This window comes from Polynucleobacter sp. 35-46-11, assembly GCF_002281105.1.
Genome location: NZ_NCFJ01000211.1, coordinates 1 through 4,125, shown reverse-complemented (window position 1 = coordinate 4,125; position 4,125 = coordinate 1). Strand labels below are relative to the sequence as shown.

Annotated in this window: 6 protein-coding genes; 2 read left to right on the top strand and 4 right to left on the bottom strand. The window is 45.8% G+C overall.

The genetic code is table 11. The annotated features are described in order from the left end of the window. Together kdsB and adk are read left to right on the top strand one after the other, a co-directional pair. Nucleotides 1-637: 3-deoxy-manno-octulosonate cytidylyltransferase (gene kdsB / locus B7Y67_RS12025; protein ID WP_293598848.1), on the top strand; the 637-nt coding region annotated here is incomplete at its 5' end. A gap of 104 nt (nt 638-741) precedes the next feature. Beyond that, a complete protein-coding gene (gene adk, locus B7Y67_RS12020) occupies nt 742-1,407 on the top strand; it encodes an adenylate kinase (RefSeq protein WP_293598847.1) in 666 nt (221 codons plus the stop codon). Nucleotides 1,408-1,457: 50 nt separating this feature from the next. Here the strand turns inward: adk and B7Y67_RS12015 are convergent, their stop codons facing one another. The 4 genes from B7Y67_RS12015 to glyA all read right to left on the bottom strand — a co-directional run bounded on the left by B7Y67_RS12015 (nt 1,458) and on the right by glyA (nt 4,062). Then, nucleotides 1,458-1,760: an addiction module antidote protein gene (locus B7Y67_RS12015; protein ID WP_293598846.1), complete on the bottom strand. Its 303-nt coding sequence runs from the start codon at nt 1,758-1,760 to the stop codon at nt 1,458-1,460. Then, nucleotides 1,761-2,057, bottom strand: a complete 297-nt coding sequence (locus B7Y67_RS12010) for a type II toxin-antitoxin system RelE/ParE family toxin (RefSeq protein ID WP_293598845.1) — start codon at nt 2,055-2,057, stop codon at nt 1,761-1,763. 290 nt (nt 2,058-2,347) lie between these two features. Further along, nucleotides 2,348-2,794, bottom strand: coding sequence for a transcriptional regulator NrdR (gene nrdR, locus B7Y67_RS12005; RefSeq protein WP_293598844.1), 447 nt, complete (start codon nt 2,792-2,794; stop codon nt 2,348-2,350). A 23-nt stretch (nt 2,795-2,817) separates the two neighbouring features. Continuing rightward, nucleotides 2,818-4,062, bottom strand: coding sequence for a serine hydroxymethyltransferase (gene glyA / locus B7Y67_RS12000; protein ID WP_293598843.1), 1,245 nt, complete (start codon nt 4,060-4,062; stop codon nt 2,818-2,820). Between the last annotated feature and the right edge of the window lie 63 nt (nt 4,063-4,125).

Here is a 4,125-nt window from a genome sequence, read left to right as displayed (position 1 = left end):
GCGCGCGCAGCAATCCAATGCGCAAAGCGTAGTGGTTGCGACTGACTCACCAGAAATCCAGGCAGCGTGTGATGAACACCGCATTGAGTGCTTGTTAACTAGCCCAGATCACCCCACTGGCACAGACCGCATTGCAGAGGTTGCGCAATTACTAAAACTTCCAGCAGATACTTTGATTGTGAATGTACAAGGCGATGAGCCGCTCATTCCGCCAGAACTCATTAACCAGGTTGCCCAAACTCTGGCTGACAACGCTGCTTGCGCGATCTCGACTGTTGCAGTGCCCATTGCAGATGTCACTGAGATTAATAATCCCAACGTGGTCAAAGTAGTCCTTAATCGTTCCAATGAGGCCCTCTACTTCTCTAGATCCGCCATACCGTTTGTGCGCGACCCAGAAATAACTTCCAATGTGGTCCATTTACGCCATTTGGGCATCTATGCCTATCGGGCGGATTTTCTGCAGGCCTACACCCGTCTTGAACCCGCTCCACCCGAGCAAGCAGAGGCCCTAGAGCAGCTTCGCGCCCTCTGGAACGGCTATCGTATTGCCGTCTACACTGCTAGTGAAGCCCCGCCAGCCGGCGTTGATACCGCCGAAGACCTCGAGCGGGTACGCCGCATCTTGATCAACTAGCCCAGAATCTAGTTATCAGCGGTTTCTCGGGGATAATCCTAGGAATTAGTTACAAAGGATCCCGAAAAAATACGGGACAATGAGGGTCTTCTAAGGGGAAAACAATGCGGTTAATTCTGCTAGGTGCACCAGGTGCTGGCAAAGGAACACAAGCTCAGTTCATTTGCGAAAAATTTGCTATTCCACAAATCTCGACAGGCGATATGTTGCGCGCTGCTGTTAAGGCTGGAACTGAACTTGGCGTTGCTGCCAAAAAGATTATGGATGCGGGCGGCCTTGTTTCCGATGACATCATCATTGGCCTAGTCAAAGATCGCCTAACTCAACCTGATTGCAGTAAGGGTTATTTGTTTGATGGTTTTCCAAGAACCATTCCTCAAGCGCAAGCCATGAAAGATGCGGGCGTGCCTATCGATTACGTTTTAGAAATTGATGTACCGTTTGATGCCATCATTGATCGCATGAGTGGTCGTCGTGTTCATCCTGCTTCAGGCCGCACTTATCACATCACTTTCAACCCACCAAAAGTAGAAGGCAAGGATGATGTCACTGGTGAAGCCTTGATTCAGCGTGATGACGACAAAGAAGAAACTGTTCGCAAGCGTTTGCAGGTATACAACGATCAGACTCGTCCACTCGTGGAGTACTACTCAACTTGGGCAACACAAAGCAACGCAGCTGACAAAGTAAAGGCTCCCGCCTATTGTAAGGTCAGTGGTACCGGTAGCGTTGATGACATTACTGCTTCAATCTTTGCAGTTCTGAAATAACTTGTTTTATGCAAAAGCTAAAATGGACTGCACTTGCAGTCCATTTTTTATTAGGCATGAACACTTAATTTCATTCCCAAGGCATGTATTACTCTTGTGACAGTCTCAAATCGTGGTCGAGCCTCAATTTTCAAAGCCCTATACAGAGACTCCCTAGTAACGCCACTTTTTTTAGCAATATCACTCATTCCTTTTGCTCTCGCAATATCACCAATAGCAGCGACAAATAAAGCGGGGTCACCATCCTCCAAGACCGCTGTTAGGTATCCAGCAATATCCTCTTCTGTTTTTAAATAATCTACAACATCAAATTTTGGTAAATCACTTATTTTTATCTTTTTCATTTTTGTCATTTAATCCTCCATCGTCAGGAGCAACTTTTTAACCTTCTTAATATCTACCGCTTGAGTAGATTTAGAGCCACCACCCAGCATTACGATAATTACTTTTCTGCGCTGTATGTAATACATTCTCCATCCGGCGCCAAAATGCTCTCGCATTTCATATATCCCACCGGATATCGGAGCAACATCCCCCAAATTACCCAAAGCCACCTTACGAAGCCTCGCCAGTAATCGACCCTGAGCAATGGGGTCCCGAATAGTATTGAGCCATACCTCAAATTCAGCTGTTTTATTGATTTCATACATGCCCAAATTGTAATTGATCGATTACAGTATACACAAAAACCATCTAAGTGAAATAGCTATTTATTTAAACTCAGAAAGTGGCTCTTCAGTGCTAAATTCGGTCAATGGCAGATAGAAAATCAACCAGCAGAATTATTGATGAGATGAATGAAACAATGCTCGGACTTCATCGCTACGGAGTGCTGACCACAAAAGAACTGAAAAAATTTACAAAGGATCTCGAAGAAAGAGCGAAGCACTGCAAGAGTTTCGATCAAAATAAAACAACTAAATCCTAAATTTCAGAATAATTACTTCAACTCTTTCAATGCACTCTCAAAAGATTCAATATCCGCAAAGCTTCGGTAGACAGAAGCAAAGCGGATGTAAGCCACTTTATCGAGGCGCTTGAGTTCACGCATTACCAACTCACCTACGCGCTCGCTTGGAATTTCTTTTTCGCCCAGACTAAGTAACTTCTCTTCAATACGGGCAATCGCTTCATCTACAGAATCGGATGAGACAGGTCGTTTGCGCAATGCCAGCTTGATTGAGCTAGCTAGCTTGTCATGGCTGTAATCAACGCGACTGCCGTTCTTTTTAACGACCGCAGGCAATACGAGCTCTACACGCTCGTAAGTCGTAAATCGTTTATCGCACTTTGAGCAACGGCGGCGGCGACGAATGGTATCGCCTTCATCCGATACCCGGGTATCTAAAACCTGGGTATCGTCGTTATGGCAAAAAGGGCAGCGCAATGAGGACTTTCTCTAACTTAGGCTTAGCCGTAAACAGGGAAACGCTTGGTCAACTCAGCAACTTGCGCACGAACCTTGGCAATATTGTCAGCATCATTGGGGTTATCCAAAACGTCTGCAATGAAATTACCCACTTGACGTGCTTCAGCTTCTTTGAAGCCACGAGTAGTCATTGCTGGTGAGCCCAAACGAATACCGCTAGTCACCATTGGTTTTTCTGGATCGTTGGGAATGCCATTCTTGTTGCAAGTAATGTGCGCTTCACCCAATACACGCTCAGCCTCTTTACCAGTCATTTTCTTAGCGCGTAAGTCGACCAACATCACATGAGAGTCTGTACCGCCAGAAACAATACGTAAGCCACGTGAGATTAAAGTTTCAGCTAAGGCTTTTGCGTTAGCAACTACTTGTTTTTGATAATCGATAAAGCTAGGCTCTTGAGCCTCTTTAAATGCTGCGGCTTTACCAGCAATCACATGCATCAAAGGACCGCCTTGTAGGCCAGGGAATACAGCTGAGTTAATTACTTTCTCGTGCTCAGCCTTCATCAAGATGATGCCGCCACGTGGACCGCGCAAACTCTTATGCGTAGTAGAAGTAACGATGTCGGCATGTGGCACTGGGTTTGGATAGACACCAGCAGCAATTAAACCTGCGTAGTGGGCCATGTCCACCATAAAAATCGCGCCCACTTCTTTTGCCAATTTACCGATGCGCTCGAAATCAATCTTTTTGGAATACGCAGAGGCGCCAGCAATAATCAATTTTGGTTTGTGCTCACGGGCCAAACGCTCCATCTGCTCGTAATCAATTTCTTCATTTTTATCTAAGCCATAAGCAATTGGGTTAAACCACTTACCACTCATGTTTAGAGCCATACCGTGAGTCAAGTGACCACCTTCAGCCAAGCTCATACCCATGAAGGTATCGCCTGGTTTCAAGAAAGCCAAGAACACCGCTTGGTTGGCAGATGCGCCGCAATGGGGTTGCACATTAGCCGCCTCGGCACCAAACAAGGCCTTAACGCGATCAATTGCCAATTGCTCAGCAACGTCCACAAACTCACAACCACCGTAATAACGCTTACCTGGATAGCCTTCAGCATACTTATTGGTCAACTGAGAGCCCTGCGCTTGCATCACTGCTGGTGAGGTGTAATTCTCAGAAGCGATCAGCTCAATATGGTCTTCCTGACGCTTATTCTCATTCTGAATCGCTGCCCACAATTCTGTATCGGTTTTAGCTAAGGTGTTTTGGCGGTCAAACATGGTCATAATCCTGATGAAGTTGTATTGCTGAGTGAATTAACTTAGTAAAATCAACCTACATCA